This window comes from Nostoc sp. FACHB-280 (assembly GCF_014697615.1).
Taxonomy (GTDB): domain Bacteria; phylum Cyanobacteriota; class Cyanobacteriia; order Cyanobacteriales; family Nostocaceae; genus Nostoc_B.
The window spans coordinates 1-15,281 of record NZ_JACJSD010000027.1 but is presented as its reverse complement, the minus strand read 5'-3'; the positions used below and the strand labels follow the sequence as shown (position 1 = coordinate 15,281).

Here is a 15,281-nt window from a genome sequence, read left to right as displayed (position 1 = left end):
GGGTGTAATAAGTTAAAAGTAAAAAAGCAAAAGTAAAAAATAATTCTTTTACCCTTCGGGTTCACCACTTGCTACTCTGCGAGAAGCCGCGCAAAGCGCGTCTACAAGCCGGGAAACCCGTCCAACGCAGTGGTTCACCTTTTTACTTTTAACTTTTGACTTGAGTAATAGTATTACATTCCCATAATTTCATATCCTGCATCCACGTACAGCACTTGCCCGGTAATACCACTGGCTAAGTCACTGCACAAAAAAGCCGCAGTATTACCAACTTCTTGTTGAGTGACTGTGCGTCGTAAAGGTGCTACCTCTTCTACATGGTGAATCATATCTAAAATTCCCCCAACAGCCGAAGAAGCCAAAGTCCGAATTGGCCCAGCCGAAATAGCATTAACCCGAATGTTCTGCGGGCCGAGTTCTGCTGCGAGATAACGCACACTTGCTTCTAAACCTGCTTTGGCAACTCCCATCACGTTGTAATTCGGCACAGCTCGCACGCCACCCAAATATGTCAAGGTAACGATGCTACCGCCTTCAGTCATTAACGGTTTCGCTGCACCACTTAACTGTACTAGGGAATAAGTACTAATTTCTAAAGCTGTATTGAAACCAGAACGGGAGGTTTGGCTAAAGCCTCCAGTCAAATCATCTTTATTCGCAAAAGCCAAACAGTGGATGAGGATATCTAATTTACCCCACTTTTCTTGCACTGCTTCAAAGGTAGAGTGAATCTGTTCGTCGTTTTGAACATTACAGGGAACAAATAAGCTGGGATTTAGAGGTTCTACCAATTCCGCAACCTTTTTCTCCATCTTGCCACGTTCATCGGGGAGGTAAGTAATACCTAAGTTCGCCCCAGCTGCGTGCAGTTGTTGAGCGATACCCCAAGCGATGGAGCGATTATTGGCAATACCTGTAACGAGGGCGTTTTTTCCAGTCAGATTCAGCATAGAAATTATTAACAGGATCAATCATGATAAAAGATGTCTGAGCAGTATCAAAGATTTTTTACCCCCTAATCACAGTGCAGTATTAACTTGGCAACGCAATGGCTGTTTTTGACTGCTGTGTAGCTATATAGCTTTCCTGTAAAACAGGAAAATCTAGCTTGGAGTCTAAATTTCTTAGGGGAATTGAGGATACTTCAACTGCTGAGTGTATCACCTGGGACTTTTCAGACATCCTCTTAGGAGGATACTAGAAACTGAGGCCTGTTTTTCTTGCCTGACCACAGGATTTATCAAAATCATGTTTCACAAGCAAGAATCAAGGCACTAGAAGCCTGAATTGCAAATTAAATTCTGTGAGACTACTGGATGAATAAACAAACAACGCACCAAATTAAGTGGTGGGTGTTTTTCCTCATTGACTAATTCTGCCTTGTGAATTCTGCTGTTTTAATTCTTCTTTAATTCAATTGGTGTGTTTGCTCCATAAAAATTGTCTGCTATTCCTGAAGATATTCTCAAGATATAATGAATTTTTTTGCAAAAAACCTGATGAATAGGAGTTTGTAAGTACTTATAACAACTACTAGCTAAAAAGGTGAAAAATTATGTATCATTATGAACAAATAGGTCTGAAGTTGGGCTTTTGAGTATAGGAAAGTACAGAAAGGTTGACGGTGATTTATTGATTTTTCAGGTGTATTCTTAGGTAATCAGTTTATTTGTTTTTCCGGCATTGGGTAGGGGAAGGGAGATGATCGTGACACAAGATAAAGCCCTAGCAAATGTTTTTCGTCAGATGGCAACTGGGGCGTTTCCGCCAGTGGTGGAAACGTTTGAACGAAACAAAACGATCTTTTTTCCGGGCGATCCTGCTGAACGAGTTTATTTTCTTCTTAAGGGTGCTGTAAAACTTTCCAGGGTATACGAAGCAGGAGAAGAAATAACGGTAGCACTGTTACGGGAAAATAGTGTTTTTGGTGTTTTGTCTTTGCTGACTGGAAATAAGTCAGATCGGTTTTACCATGCTGTTGCATTTACACCTGTAGAATTGCTATCAGCACCAATCGAACAAGTAGAGCAAGCACTTAAGGAAAATCCAGAATTGTCTATGTTAATGCTGCGGGGTCTATCTTCGCGGATTTTACAGACAGAGATGATGATTGAAACTCTGGCTCACCGAGATATGGGTTCTAGATTGGTGAGTTTTTTATTAATTCTTTGTCGTGATTTTGGTGTTCCTTGTGCAGATGGAATCACAATTGATCTGAAGCTATCTCATCAAGCGATCGCAGAGGCAATTGGTTCGACTCGCGTCACAGTTACTAGGTTACTTGGTGATTTACGCGAAAAGAAAATGATTTCTATTCATAAAAAGAAGATTACTGTGCATAAACCTGTTAGCTTAAGTAGACAGTTCACTTAAATGCAGAACTCAGGAGTCGGAATCAAAACGTAATTCATTCTGAATTTGGGCTTTCTGACTCCGGCATTGTTTGTTTTTCAAAACAATTGGAGGTTGTGGAGTTGGCAAGTTTGGTGTTTTTGCAGATAATACCCATAGCTGGAGGCAAGTCATAAATTGATGAATCTTCGCTATTGCCAATTTCCTACCCTCCACAGACAATGGTCGAAAGTAGTAGGCTGTATCTGGAACCATTTCGGTAGCTGAAGATGACCACCGGGTACATCCTCATTGCAGCAATTTTAATTTTGGGAGGCGTAATAGCCACTGTGGGCGATCGCATTGGCACACGGGTTGGCAAAGCTCGCCTCTCACTCTTTAAGCTTCGTCCCAAAAATACGGCGGTGGTGGTGACGATTTTTACTGGTGGCTTGATTTCTGCATCAACTTTGGGAATTTTGTTTGCTGCTGATGAGGGTTTGCGTAAGGGAGTCTTTGAATTAGAAGATATTCAAAAAGACTTGCGAAACAAGCGGGAACAACTCAAAACCGCAGAAGCCCAAAAAAGTCAAGTCGAAACAGAATTAAGTCAAGCCAGAAAAGAACAAACCCAAGCGCAACAAGACTTACAAAGAATTAATAAATCTTTGCAAGCGGCCAATGCAAAACAACGGGAAACCCAAGCAAAACTTAACCAAACCCTAAGCCGCCAAGCAAAGATCCAAGGGCAATTACAAAGCACTCAAGGGCGGTTAAATCAAGTTGCAACTCAATATCAGCAAGCGCGGTCAGAATTAGAAAACGTTTATAACCAAAGAAAAGCCTTACAAGTAGCGGTAGGACAATTAAAGGCAGAACAACAAAGATTGTACGCAGAGGCGAAAAAGGCGATTGATGAAGCGAAAACAGCCATTTCTAAACGAGATCAGGAACTCGCCAATCGTCAAGAAATTATTGAACAGCGCGATCGCAAAATCGCCCAATTAGATAAACTCATTCAAAATCGTAATTTAGAAATTACTGCCAGAGAGCAGGTAATTGCCACCAGAGAATCTCGCCTCAAAGAATTAGAAAGACAACAGGATTATTTAGAACAGGAAGTAGCCAGACTCGAAAAATACTATCAGTCTTATCAAGACTTGCGTTTAGGCAAGTTGGCGTTAGTGCGTGGTCAAATTTTGGCTGGTGCGGTAATTCAAGTCAGTCAAGCCTCGGCGGCGCGTCAGGCTGTGTTGCAAGTGTTGGGTGATGCGAACCAAAATGCCATATTTCAGTTAACTGAGCCTGGAGCATCACCAGAAAATACCCAAATATTGCGCGTCACTCCCGAACGAGTTGAGCAGTTGATTAGACAAATCAGCGATGGTAGGGAATATGTCGTGCGAATTTTCTCCGCAGGTAATTACGTCAGGGGCGAAAAACAGATAGAATTTTTTGCAGATGCCGCACGCAATATCTTAGTCTTTACGGGAGGAGAGGTTTTGGCAAGCACCAGTGCTGATCCCAAAACCATGACATCTTATCAGTTACGGCAAAGATTAGATTTGCTGATTTCTGCTTCCCAATTTCGTGCCAGAAATGCCGGCATTGTAGAAGGTGTGCAAGTAGATGGCACATTTTTGCGCTTTATTAACCAGCTAAGACAATACGATCAGCCTTTAGATATTAAAGCGATCGCCGCCGAAGATACATACACAGCCGGGCCTCTGCGCGTGAAATTATTAGCTGTCCAAAACGGTAAAGTGATTTTTAGTACCTAAGATTTTTGTCAGAAATTACAAGTCAGAATGAAAATAGTTCAGTTAAGGTTAAAAATTAAAGCTGATTGAATATGAATTTAAATGAATTCTCACCCAATCAACCAGTGATTCTTGGCTTTGACCCTGGTAAAGATAAGTGTGGTTTAGCTGTGATGGGATTAGACAGACAGCTGCATTATCATCAAGTGGTACCTGCATCAGCAGCGATCGCTAGTATAGAAACACTCAGACAAAAATATCCTGTTTCTTTACTTGTCATGGGTAATCAAACCACAGCCAAGCAGTGGAAACAAAAATTACAACAAGAATTATTACAAACGTTAAATATCATGTTAGTAGATGAGCGATATTCTACTTTAGAAGCACGCGATCGCTATTGGCAGATGTATCCACCCCAAGGACTAACAAAACTGCTGCCAAAAGGAATGCGCCAACCACCAAGACCAATAGATGACATTGTGGCTATCTTACTAATTGAAAGATATTTAAATCGTCTGACAGAATCAACTGTTAATAGGCAATAGTGAATCTCTCCCTTGTCCCTGGTTGCTTTACAACTCGGCTCGGATAGTAAAAGCATAATCTCCTCCTGGTTCTAGCTGATAATCTTGTTTTTCTAAAAAGCGACCAAGAGGTTCTTTAATTAAAGCGCGACCTTGAGAGGGTTTCACCGACAGTTCTCCACGGCGGAAATGCCATTGGAAATGCCATTCAAAATCTCCGGCGCTGACTTCGCCCTCAAGAAACCCATGTTGCCAGGATTGGCGTGTTATTTTAACATGGGCAGTAGTTTCTGGCAACCGTTTTGCACTCACAATGCTTTAGATAAAATGTGGGATAAAAGCAAACAACGCAGTCTATTTCTTTTATTTACCAAACTTCGCCGCGATCGACAAACTAGCAAAAGATAGCTTTATAGTAGAAGGCAGGAGGCAGAAGGCAGAAGGCAGGAGTAAAAGTCTTACTATTCCTCGCATTTAAGCTTTCAAATTGTCCTAACATATCTGACTACCGCCATAACACTTTTTTGAATAGCTAAATGGCTGGAACCTTCAAAGTCATACTGGCAGATATGGGCAAAAAACGAAGATTTATCTAAGAAAGCAATTAATAATGAGTGTTTATTTGGTTGTTAGTTGCTGAAAATAGTAGCAGCAGACGACTGAAGTCGCGGCTATAAGAACAAAGTCTGCCTACGCAGGCTTTTATACTAAATAAAGTAACAAATGCACAGAAATTTTACACAGTTGTACATACATTGTGTCTGGGGAACTTGGGATAGATTACCTTTGGTAACACCGGATATTCAAGAGATTATTTATTCAGCGATCGCCAAGCAATGTTCCGAGTTAGGATGCAAAGTAATTGCTATTGGTGGCATAGTTGATCATGTTCATTTACTCGCTGGCTATCCACCCAACTTGACAATATCGGATTTGGTGCAAAAAACTAAAGGCAGTTCATCCCACTTAATTACTCATGAAATTAAGCCCCAGGAATTTTTCAAATGGCAAGGTGGCTATGGGGCATTTACAGTTAGTCACCATCATCTTGAGCAAATAGCTAATTATATTCAAAACCAAGCCACACACCATCAACAAAAATCTTTAATTGCCCACTGGGAAATATTGTAATTGTAATTGTTTCTAGCCTGCGAAGGCAGGCTTCGTTCTGATAGCCGCGACTTCAGTCGTCCAGCTTATGGTTAATTAATATTTTAAAAAAGCTACGGCGATGCCTACAACAAAGGCATCGCGGATTTTAGATAATCTCTAAAATCCCAAATCGATTTATCGATTTACTGCCGCAGCTTCCCTTGCCGCAGCTGCTTGGTCTGGATGAATACCCAAACGTGTGAGATTAATTCGTCCTTTGCCGTCAATCTCACGCACTTTGACAATCACTTCATCACCAACTGCAACTTCATCTTCGACTTTGCCGACGCGGTAATCAGCCAGTTGAGAAATGTGGATCATTCCTTCCTTACCGGGTAAGAACTCCACGAAAGCACCAATTGGGATAATGCGAGTTACACGTCCTACGTAGACATCTCCTTCATGCAGCTTGCGGGTCATCCCTTGGATGATGTTCCGCGCTTTCTTGGCTTTGCTTTCATCAACGGCAGAGATAGTCACTGTACCATCATCTTCAATGTCAATTTTGGCACCAGTTTCTTCAGTAATGCCTTTAATTGTCTTACCACCAGGGCCAATGACTAAACCAATCATGTCTGGGTCAATCTTGATAGTCAGCAGACGTGGTGCGTAGGGTGATGTTTCGATGCGTGGTTGGTCGATGGTTTGCAGCATTTTATCTAAAATGTGCAACCGCGCTTCTTTGGCTTGGTGAATGGCTTGGGCAATAGTTTCCAAAGGCAGACCAGAGATTTTCATATCCATTTGTAAGGCTGTAATCCCGGTATCTGTTCCAGCAACTTTGAAGTCCATATCACCTAAAAAGTCTTCAATGCCCTGAATATCAGTCAAAACGCGGACTTCATCACCTTCTTTAATCAGACCCATTGCTGCACCGCTAACGGGTTTGATAATTGGTACACCGGCATCCATTAGGGCGAGGGTAGAACCACAAACCGAACCCATTGAGGTGGAACCGTTGGAAGAAAGTACTTCGGAAACAACCCGAATTACATAAGGAAATTGTTCTTTGGGTGGCAGAACTGGTAAAATTGCGCGTTCTGCTAAAGCACCGTGACCAATTTCTCTTCTACCAGGGGCGCGTAAGGGTTTGGTTTCGCCGACAGAGAAGGGCGGAAAGTTGTAATGGTGGAGGTAACGTTTAGATTGGTCGGTTTGCAAATCGTCGTTGAGGTTTTGAGCATCTCCGGGAGTACCAAGGGTACAGTTGGATAATACCTGAGTCAGTCCGCGATTAAATAAACCGCTACCGTGGACTCGTTTTGGTAAGACACTAACTTGACAAGAAACCGGACGGACTTCATCGAGTTTGCGACCATCAACGCGCACGTTGTCTTCAACGATTTGACGGCGCATGAAATATTTGGTGATTTCTTTAAAAGTCTTACCCACTGCTTTGGGGTCAGCAGTAGCCGCAACGCGAACGGGATCTTCTTCTGATAATTCAGCGATCGCAGTTTGGATGTTATCTTTAACTGCATCTAACGCAGTATCACGCTCAGTTTTAGTAAATTCAAATTGAGACAGAATTTTCTTAATCTCGTCGTTGGCGCGATCGCGGATATAATTTTCCAGGGTCTGGTCTACCTCTGGTGGTGCTTGCTGAATAATTTGCAAACCCAAATCAGCAATGATATCTTGCTGGGCTTTAATTAAATCGCGTACTGCTTCATAACCAAAATCAATTGCTTCGATAATATCTCGCTCTGGCAACTGATTGGCTCCTGCCTCAATCATGATTACGCCTTCTGGCGAACCAGCTACGATCAAGTCCAGGTCTCCGGCTTCAATTTCTGCATAAGTAGGATTGATAATAAAATCATCTCCTACTAAACCTACCCGTACGGCTGCCATTGGCCCGTTAAAGGGAATTTGGGCAATTAAGGTCGCTATGGAAGCACCAGTAACTGCTAAAACATCAGGTGGCACTAACTCATCCATTGATAATGTTAAAGCCACAATTTGCAGGTCATCCCGCAACCATGAAGGGAACAAAGGACGCAGAGGACGGTCTATGAGACGGCTGGTGAGAATTGCTTTTTCCGGTGGACGACCTTCCCGACGCATAATCCCGCCAGGAATTCTACCTGCTGCATAAAGTCTTTCTTCGTAGTCTACGGTAAGGGGCAGAAAATCAATGCCTTCTCTGGCTTCTGATCGCGTAGCTGTTACCAAAACAGCTGTATCCCCTGATTCTATCAAAACTGACCCACCAGCTTGGGGCGCTAGTAGGCCTAACTTCAGTCGAATATCCCGTCCATCAAAGGATATTGACTTTTCAACTTCTGCCATTCAGTTTTTTTTCCTTCTATGCACGCTATTCTCTCTCTGTGGCAATCCTAACATTTATGCACTCTGGCTGGCTTCTGTTACATACAAAGATAAACAAGTGATTCGCTGCCAAATGTATTACATATTTGCCTATCAAGGGGCAGTAAATTCGACGGCTTGACTATCTTTGAGGATTGCCACAGGTAGAATATGCCTAATCATACTCAAAAGTCTGAGAAATTGCATGTATGGCCATCTCTTTCATTGATCAAATACTGGTGGATGTCAGGTATACAAAGTAGATTTTTTTACAAGTCTGCAACGGAATGCGATATTTCTTAAATCATAATTAAATTAGCTAAAAACAATCTCGCCCCAGTATGTAGCCCTGGTTGTACAATAGTACCAACGTTGCAAACATGGCGGCACTAGCCTCAACGAAATAAATATTAATTCAAATTATTCATCAATAGTAATTTGACTTTGAGCAGATATTTAAATTGCTATTTTTTCTAAACTAAGCAATAATTTGGTAACTTAGAATGTCAATCAATTTGGTAAAATCTAGCCAAATAAATTTGCTGATTTTATATAATCAAAATAACAATAATATATAAAAATTTTAAATTTTCAATAATTTAGTCCGGAAATAATTCGAGTAATTCAAGATGGCGATTTTACACGGTAGTTGGGTACGCAAAAATCAAAATAGCTGTTTATTTATCTGGGGAGAAACTTGGCGATCGCCGCAAGTAAATTGGGATATAGATAAATCTTTAGAAATTCCATTACATCCATTAGCAATGACAGCAGTGGAGTTGAGTGAGTGGTTAGCAGGGCGGAATCTGAGAATTGCCAGCACTCAGCAACAGCCAGCACTAACTTCAGGAGGGCGATCGCGCAAAACTCCAAAACCGCCAGAAATCAGCTTACCAACCTGTTCACAAATTATCGCTTTACCAACTCAAATTGCCGAAAACAGCGAAGATCAAACCTTCAACTTATTACCTCTACATTCTGCCAGCCAAGATTTAAATTCCGACGCTGCAACGTATCTACAACCTTGGTATGTTGCAGGTTTTTGCCTGAATACCAGCGAAGCAATTCAATTTCTCCAATCCCTTCCTCTCAACATTACTAATGGTGAAGATGCTTTTTTAGCTGGAGATTTAAGATTTTGGTCACAGGTAGCCCGTTGGAGTTTAGATTTAATTTCCCGTTCTAAATTTTTACCTAATATTCAACACCAAGCAGACGGTATTACAGCTGCTAACTGGCAAGTGCTGTTAGACAGTGCTGTAGATGGAACTCGCTTAGAAAAGTTTGCCGCGAAAATGCCCTTGGGTTGTCGGACTTATCAGGAATTGGGTAGTGGGGATATATGTGTAAACTTACCCGAACCTGCACAAGCATTAATTTTAGATTTTCTCAACAGCATCATAGATGTGCAAGTGCGTCAAATGCTGGGTAATCAACCCATCATCGAAACCAGAGTGATGGCGGCTTTACCATCAGCAATTCGCCAGTGGTTACAAGCTTTAACTGGTTCATCTAGTACCGTGGTTGCAGATGCAATTGGTGTAGAACGCTTAGAAGCGGCGCTGAAAGCTTGGACTTTGCCGTTACAACATCAACTTACAGGAAAGCCCTTATTTCGCACTTGTTTTCAACTATCTTCCCCGGATGTGGGCGAAACAGAATGGAAACTGGCGTACTTTCTCCAGGCGGCGGATGATCCAGAATTTGTAGTTGATGCAGCAACAATTTGGCAAAATCCCGTTGAAGAATTAATTTATCAAAACCGCACCATTGAAAAACCCCAAGAAACTTTTTTGCGTGGTTTGGGTTTAGCTTCTAGATTATATGGAGCGATCGCACCCAGCCTAGAAACAGAATATCCCCAATCTTGCCAAATAAACCCCATCCAAGCTTATGAATTTATCAAATCTGTGGCTTGGAGATTAGAAGATAGCGGTTTAGGTGTCATTCTGCCCCCCAGTTTGACAAACCGCGAAGGCTGGGCGAACCGTTTAGGGTTGAAGATTACCGCCGAAACGCCCAAAAAGCAAAAAGAACGCTTGGGTTTACAAAGTTTGTTGAATTTTCAATGGCAATTAGCGATCGGGGGACAGACAATTTCTAAAGCAGAGTTTGACAGACTGGTAGCTTTAAATAGTCCGTTGGTAGAAATTAACGGCGAGTGGGTGGAATTACGTCCCCAAGATATTAAAACAGCCCAGACATTTTTTGCTTCCCGTAAAGAACAAATGGCACTTTCTTTAGAAGATGCCTTGCGCCTAAGTACAGGGGATACCCAGGTGATTGAAAAATTACCAGTTGTTAGCTTTGAAGCATCTGGGGCGTTACAAGAATTAATTGGGGCGTTGACAAATAATCAGGAAATTACACCTTTACCCACACCCGCCAGTTTCCACGGAAAATTACGTCCCTATCAAGAACGAGGTGCGGCTTGGCTGGCTTTTTTGGAACGTTGGGGTTTAGGCGCGTGTCTCGCCGACGATATGGGACTAGGAAAATGCGTAGCGCCTGATACCTTAGTCAATGTCAATGGAATGTTACAGACAGCAGAAGCTATTTGGACAAATTATGCTGGCGTAGCAATATTTGATGGTGAAGGATTGTGGGCGGAACCCACTCAAGAGTTACTAGTTAATTCCCTCGATGAAGCAACTGGCAAAATTGTCCAAGCACCAATTCAGCGAATATATCGCCAACAAGTGTGCGAGAAATTAAGAAAAATCACCCTGCAAGACGGCAGTAGTATTACTATTACCCATCGCCATAAATTACTGACAAATCACGGTTGGACAAATAATTTACAGGCGGGTGATTATGTTTGTGTACCTGGCAAGATGCTGTGGCATGGCGAACCACAAGACCATGATTTAGTCAAGTTTTTGGCTTGGCAAATTGCCGAAGGACATGAACTAGCTGATATTGGAACAGTCAGCATTACTCAAAAAGACATAAACTTATTAGAAGACTTACGCCAAACATTTCAGAGGATAGGCGATCGCTACAATCTCAAAATCAACCATCCTAGTATTTGTACATTTCCCAGTAAAGTTCCTTGTCTGCGAATTAATAGCCAAGCTTACCGACGCTTTCTCAAAAGTCAAGGTTACGTTTGGGGTAAACTTTCCGCAGCTAAATCGATTCCCTCATTCATTATGCAGGCTGACATAGAGAGTGTGCGGTTATTTTTACGCCACTATTTTGATGCTGAGTCCTCTGTAGTTTCTAGTATGCGGAGTATTGAGATTTCCACAGCATCAAGTATATTAATTCAGCAACTTTCTGTACTGCTGCGTCGCTTTGGTATTTGGTTAAGAATTTCCTCAAAACAAAAATGTGCCACCAATGGTAAGCGAATTTTGCGTACTTATTATATTGGTGTCATTGGTGGCAATTCAGCCCGAAGATTCTTGCAAGAAATTGGGTTTAACTACACTCAAAAGCAGCAAAAGTTAAAAGAAATTTGTCAGCGAGTAAATAACACCAATATCGAGGGTGTTCCGGCTGCTGATGTTGTCGCCCAAACAGTTGCCACAACAGGCATACCTCTGCGACACTTAGGAATGCACAATACAGTCTATATTAATGGTTCACAACAATTTTCTAGAGAAAGTTTACAGAAAGTTGTCGGCTGTATGAACCAAATCATTACAGGAGAAACTCAACAGCAATATCAGCAATTAAAACCTTCTAAATGGACAGCTAAAACATTAGCAGCTTATAGCAAATTAGATGTAGAAAAATTCAATTCTACCAAACAGCATCTCCAAACATTAATTGACAAAGAAGTATTTTATTGCCAAATTAGCAACATCGAAGATGTAGATTATCAAGGCTGGGTTTACGACTTTGAAGTAAGTAAATATCACAATTTTGTGGCGAATAATATTATTTGTCACAATACTATTCAATTTATCGCCTTTCTTTTACATCTCAAAGAAGAGGATGTACTAGAAAAACCCATATTATTAGTTTGTCCCACTTCTGTGTTAGGTAACTGGGAACGGGAAGTGAGAAAATTTGCCCCCAGCTTGAAAGTAATGCAGTATCACGGTGACAAACGCCCTAAAGGTAAGGCATTTGTTGAAGCCGTCAATAAACATAATTTAATTATTACTAGCTATTCTCTAATTCACAGAGATGTGAAATTATTGCAGACTGTTGCTTGGCAGATAGTTGTCTTAGATGAAGCGCAGAATGTGAAAAATCCTGATGCTAAACAGTCCCAGGCAATTAGACAAATAGAGGCAACATTTCGCATCGCCCTAACAGGTACACCAGTAGAAAACCGACTGCAAGAATTATGGTCGATTTTAGATTTTCTCAACCCTGGTTATTTGGGTAATAAACAATTCTTTCAACGGCGGTTTGCGATGCCGATTGAAAAGTATGGTGATTCGGCTTCTTTAACTCAATTGCGTTCACTAGTTCAACCTTTTATTTTAAGAAGGTTGAAAACAGACAAAGAAATTATTCAAGACTTGCCAGATAAGCAAGAAATGACAGTGTTTTGTGGTTTAACTACAGAACAAGCCGCACTCTATCAACAAGCAGTCGATACATCCTTAGTAGAAATAGAATCTGCCGAAGGATTGCAACGCAGAGGGATGATTTTAGCATTACTAACTAAACTCAAACAAATTTGTAATCACCCATCCCAATATTTAAAAGAAACAACATTAGAACAACATAATTCGGGTAAATTGCAACGTCTAGAAGAAATGTTAGATGTGGCGATTTCAGAGGGAGATAGGGCGTTAATTTTCACTCAATTTGCAGAATGGGGTAAGTTACTCAAACCTTATTTAGAACAGCAATTAGGTAGAGAAGTTTTCTTCTTATATGGCAGTAGTAGTAAAAAACAACGCGAGGAAATGGTAGACCGTTTCCAACATGACCCACAAGGGCCACCAATTATGATTCTTTCTTTAAAAGCGGGTGGTGTAGGCTTGAATTTAACCCGCGCCAATCATGTATTTCACTTTGATAGATGGTGGAACCCAGCCATTGAAAATCAAGCCACAGACCGAGTATTTCGCATTGGTCAGACAAGAAATGTGCAAGTACATAAATTTGTCTGTATTGGCACTTTAGAAGAAAAAATTCACGACATGATTGAAAGCAAAAAACAATTAGCCGAACAAGTCGTGAGTGCTGGGGAAGAATGGTTAACTGAATTAGATACAGACCAACTACGAAATTTACTCATCCTTGACCGTAGTGCTTTGATTGATGAAGATGCGGAATAGGGAAATGGGCGGTTAGAAACCGCGTCTACACAAACAAAACCCACCTGCGTGGGTTTCAAAACTTTGGTTTTCTCTTAGTCCGCGTAGGCGGACTTCGCCTGTGTAGCCACGAATTCCATTCGTCGGGGCTAGGTGCAAGATGTGTGGATCGCTACATTCCGCTTCGCTCTATTCGCAATGACAAGTATTTAGCCGGACATGATATTACGCAACACCGATAATGTCATTGCGCCGAATCTACATCTACTGATTTAACAAACTCTTCAATTCCGCATCAGTAAAGGGATTTTGACCAGCTTTTAACTCTTTCACCCAGCGTTGGCGTTGGGCTTTGTCATCTTTACTATCAGTTTTGGCGATGAAGGCTTCAAAGTCGGCTATTGCGCCTGGGGTATCGCCTGTTAACGCCCTGGCTAAACCGCGACTATCACGAATCTCGCCATCATCCGGTGCAAGGGTAACGGCTTTTTGACAGGCGAATAATACTAGCTTGGCTTGTTTGCGTAGACTACCATCCCAACAAAGTGTATTCCAAGCACTGGCAGAGATTTCGATTTTAGGGTCTAATTTTTGGGCATCGGTGTAAGCTGTGACGGCTTCTGAGACTTTGCCATCCCTGACAAGCCGTTGACCTTCTGCCAGCTTGCTTTGTGCAGCCAACTCTGTGGCTTTGGCTTGGGGGTCAAAGTTTAATTGCTTGTCCCATTGTTTTGCTTTGCGGAATTTGGCAACGGCAGCGTTAACATCATCATTTTTGGCTAATTTTTCGCCTTGGGCAACTAACACAGTAGCTGCTGACATTAACCGAGATGGGGTTTGGCATTCTTTGACTTCTTCTAATGTTTCGGGATGGGCAATGAGGTAGTTATTGAGTGAGGAGCAACCACTGTTTAATAAGTTATCAAGATTTAAATCCCAAAGTTTGATGGTCTTGTCATCACTGCCAGAAGCCAGGGTTTGGCCGTTGGGGCTGAAGTTGACGCTCCAGACCGAACTGCTATGACCACTCAGGGTTTTCAGGAATTTACCTGTGCTGATATCCCAAAGTTTGATGGTGTTATCAAGACTGCCAGAAGCCAGGGTTTTGCTGACAGGGCTGAAGCTGACGCTAATGACCTCACTGCTATGACCGCTCAGAATTTTCAGGAATTTACCTGTGCTGACATCCCAAAGTTTGATGGTGTTGTCAGCACTGCCAGAAGCCAGGGTTTGTCCGTCGGAGCTGAAACTGACACTCCTGACCGTACTGCTATGACCGCTCAGGGTTTTCAGGAGCTTACCTGTACTGACATCCCAAAGTTTGATGGTCTTGTCTTCACTGCCAGAAGCCAGGGTTTGTCCGTCGGGGCTGAAACTGACACTCCTGACCGTACTGCTATGACCGCTCTTTGCGTAGCGTTCCGAAGGAAGGGTTTTCAGGAATTTACCTGTGCTGACATCCCAAAGTTTGATGGTCTTGTCACCACTGCCAGAAGCCAGAGTTTGTCCGTCAGGGCTGAAACTGACGCTATAGACCCAATTGCTATGACCGCTCAGAGTGTTCAGAGGTTTGCCTGTGCTGACATCCCAAAGTTTGATGGTCTTGTCATCACTGCCAGAAGCCAGGCTTTGTCCGTCGGGGCTGAAACTGACGCTCCTGACCGAATCGTTATGACCGCTCAGAGTTTTCAGGAATTTACCTGTACTGACATCCCAAAGTTTGATGGTCTTGTCTTCACTGCCCGAAGCCAGGCTTTGTCCGTCAGGGCTGAAACTGACACTATTGACATAACTGCTATGACCGCTCAGGGTTTTCAGGAATTTACCTGTGCTGACATCCCAAAGTTTGATCTAGGAGTTACGCATTGACAAATTAGACAAACAATGTAGGAAGGAAAATCAGGAATAAACAGGCGATGGCTGCGCCAACGTCTTCTCTGCGAGACGCTACGCGAACGACGAACACTAATCACTCTGGG

At 42.2% G+C, this 15,281-nt stretch carries 9 protein-coding genes and 1 pseudogene; 5 read left to right on the top strand and 5 right to left on the bottom strand.

Features of this window, described 5'->3' with window-relative positions:
• Positions 1-173: 173 nt before the first annotated feature.
• On the bottom strand, positions 174-950 hold the full coding sequence (gene fabI / locus H6G75_RS19275; protein WP_190981618.1) for an enoyl-ACP reductase FabI: 777 nt from the start codon (positions 948-950) through the stop codon (positions 174-176).
• Between the two features lie 751 nt (positions 951-1,701).
• On the opposite strand from fabI, the gene ntcA reads away from it, so the two are divergent.
• The 3 genes from ntcA to H6G75_RS19260 all read left to right on the top strand — a co-directional run bounded on the left by ntcA (position 1,702) and on the right by H6G75_RS19260 (position 4,636).
• Complete coding sequence (gene ntcA / locus H6G75_RS19270) at positions 1,702-2,373, top strand: global nitrogen regulator NtcA (RefSeq protein WP_015113299.1); 672 nt, start codon at positions 1,702-1,704, stop codon at positions 2,371-2,373.
• A 248-nt stretch (positions 2,374-2,621) separates the two neighbouring features.
• Positions 2,622-4,112, top strand: a complete 1,491-nt coding sequence (locus H6G75_RS19265; RefSeq protein ID WP_190981617.1) for a DUF3084 domain-containing protein — start codon at positions 2,622-2,624, stop codon at positions 4,110-4,112.
• 71 nt (positions 4,113-4,183) lie between these two features.
• Complete coding sequence (locus tag H6G75_RS19260; protein ID WP_190981616.1) at positions 4,184-4,636, top strand: pre-16S rRNA-processing nuclease YqgF; 453 nt, start codon at positions 4,184-4,186, stop codon at positions 4,634-4,636.
• 27 nt (positions 4,637-4,663) lie between these two features.
• On the opposite strand, the gene H6G75_RS19255 is transcribed toward H6G75_RS19260, so the two are convergent.
• A complete protein-coding gene (locus tag H6G75_RS19255; protein ID WP_190592243.1) occupies positions 4,664-4,927 on the bottom strand; it encodes a DUF3146 family protein in 264 nt (87 codons plus the stop codon).
• A 411-nt stretch (positions 4,928-5,338) separates the two neighbouring features.
• Between H6G75_RS19255 and tnpA the strand changes: the two genes are divergently transcribed.
• Complete coding sequence (gene tnpA / locus H6G75_RS19250; RefSeq protein ID WP_190981615.1) at positions 5,339-5,746, top strand: IS200/IS605 family transposase; 408 nt, start codon at positions 5,339-5,341, stop codon at positions 5,744-5,746.
• A gap of 156 nt (positions 5,747-5,902) precedes the next feature.
• On the opposite strand, the gene H6G75_RS19245 is transcribed toward tnpA, so the two are convergent.
• Entirely contained in the window at positions 5,903-8,059 is a 2,157-nt protein-coding gene (locus H6G75_RS19245; protein ID WP_190981614.1) for a polyribonucleotide nucleotidyltransferase, read from the bottom strand.
• Between the two features lie 647 nt (positions 8,060-8,706).
• Here H6G75_RS19245 and H6G75_RS19240 point away from each other — a divergent pair.
• On the top strand, positions 8,707-13,323 hold the full coding sequence (locus H6G75_RS19240) for an SNF2-related protein (RefSeq protein WP_190981613.1): 4,617 nt from the start codon (positions 8,707-8,709) through the stop codon (positions 13,321-13,323).
• Between the two features lie 243 nt (positions 13,324-13,566).
• Here H6G75_RS19240 and H6G75_RS33790 read toward each other — a convergent pair whose 3' ends face one another.
• Entirely contained in the window at positions 13,567-14,124 is a 558-nt protein-coding gene (locus H6G75_RS33790) for a tetratricopeptide repeat protein (RefSeq protein ID WP_313934870.1), read from the bottom strand.
• A 165-nt stretch (positions 14,125-14,289) separates the two neighbouring features.
• Positions 14,290-15,111: pseudogene (locus tag H6G75_RS33785) on the bottom strand (WD40 repeat domain-containing protein); the annotation flags it as partial.
• Positions 15,112-15,281: the final 170 nt, after the last annotated feature.

Coding starts and splice junctions, on each gene's coding strand:
- fabI (WP_190981618.1), bottom strand. CDS start 950: ATGCTGAATCTGACTGGAAAAAACGCCCTCGTTACAGGTATTGCCAAT.
- ntcA (WP_015113299.1), top strand. CDS start 1,702: ATGATCGTGACACAAGATAAAGCCCTAGCAAATGTTTTTCGTCAGATG.
- H6G75_RS19265 (WP_190981617.1), top strand. CDS start 2,622: ATGACCACCGGGTACATCCTCATTGCAGCAATTTTAATTTTGGGAGGC.
- H6G75_RS19260 (WP_190981616.1), top strand. CDS start 4,184: ATGAATTTAAATGAATTCTCACCCAATCAACCAGTGATTCTTGGCTTT.
- tnpA (WP_190981615.1), top strand. CDS start 5,339: ATGCACAGAAATTTTACACAGTTGTACATACATTGTGTCTGGGGAACT.
- H6G75_RS19245 (WP_190981614.1), bottom strand. CDS start 8,059: ATGGCAGAAGTTGAAAAGTCAATATCCTTTGATGGACGGGATATTCGA.
- H6G75_RS19240 (WP_190981613.1), top strand. CDS start 8,707: ATGGCGATTTTACACGGTAGTTGGGTACGCAAAAATCAAAATAGCTGT.
- H6G75_RS33790 (WP_313934870.1), bottom strand. CDS start 14,124: ATGTCAGCAGCTACTGTGTTAGTTGCCCAAGGCGAAAAATTAGCCAAA.